Origin of the sequence: Actinacidiphila oryziradicis (genome assembly GCF_005047355.1) — a bacterium.
Taxonomy (GTDB): Bacteria; Actinomycetota; Actinomycetes; order Streptomycetales; family Streptomycetaceae; genus Actinacidiphila; species Actinacidiphila oryziradicis.
This window is the reverse complement of sequence record NZ_SUMC01000359.1, coordinates 1-1,030: the sequence shown is the minus strand read 5'-3', so window position 1 is coordinate 1,030 and position 1,030 is coordinate 1. Positions and strand designations below refer to the sequence as shown.

The window sequence follows — 1,030 nt, the reverse complement described above, 5'->3', positions numbered from 1 at the left end:
AACGCGATGCGATCCGACAACCGCTCCTCAACCGGCGGCTTGACCTGTCCAGCTCGTGGCACTCAGCAACCCTCCCGAGGCACACACTACAAACAAGATCAACCCAAAGTCAGCGGCATTGCGTCTAGCCGCCTGGGCGCAGACTCACCGTCCCTTCCCGCTGCACTACGTCCCCGACCAGCGCGAGACGACCGCAGCGGAACTGCCCGTCTACCTCGACCGCCATGAGGGCGAGGACGCCTTCATCCTGCGCACCCTGTCCGACGAGCCCGACGTCCCCGGCATCCTGGAGGCCAACGGCGGCGCTACGCTCTGGAGCCGCGGCGACCTCCTCGATCTGGCCCGCCTCATCCTCATCGTGGAGGAGGGTGCCCGCGCCCAGACCCTCGCCGAACCCCTCGGCGGCGCACGGGACTTCGGCCCGGCGTTTTGTCCCAGCAGTGGAATGCCATGGGCCGCGGCGACTCCTCACGCGCCCGGGCCAGAATCGCCGAGCCGGAGTCCCGTTACGCCACCACGTGATCCACCCCGCCCGGTGTGGGCAGCGCATGCAGCGGCCGGCCGCTGCTTGAGGTTGTCGACCGTGGCAGCCCAGTAACCGGAGGTGCTGTTTCCGGATCAGCTTGGCACGATGACACTGACTCAAACTTCCTCGCCCAGCGCTCCACGATGCCGCACGGCCAGGTCCTGCGCTCTGGCGATCCTGCCCGGAGCCACTGACAAGGCGCCGACGCGGGCGGGCGGCCCGCGCTTCGCGGCAGCGTCGGCCGGGGCGTTACGTGGAACCCACTCCCGTGCCCGCCGGCATCGGGGGCGTGAATCCGGTGATCTTCCGTGGGGTCACCCGGACGGTGACCCGACGGACGTCGTCCGGCTCCGGCGGCGGTTCGGTGCCCAAGTACTTTACGACGTGGTGCTCGATTGAGGTCGGGCTGTGCTGGCCTGGCGGGTTGGCTGGTGGTTGATTACCGCATGGCCGCGCGGTCGGAGACCAGGCCGGCGATGGCTTGGTAGGTCTGGTCGAAGTACT

At 68.7% G+C, this 1,030-nt stretch carries 1 protein-coding gene; it reads left to right on the top strand.

What is annotated here, in order from left to right:
• The first annotated feature begins 118 nt into the window (after positions 1 to 118).
• Positions 119 to 598 (top strand): hypothetical protein, encoded by a 480-nt coding sequence (locus FCI23_RS55880; RefSeq protein WP_136731787.1) that lies wholly within the window; start codon positions 119 to 121, stop codon positions 596 to 598.
• The last annotated feature ends 432 nt before the right edge of the window (positions 599 to 1,030 follow it).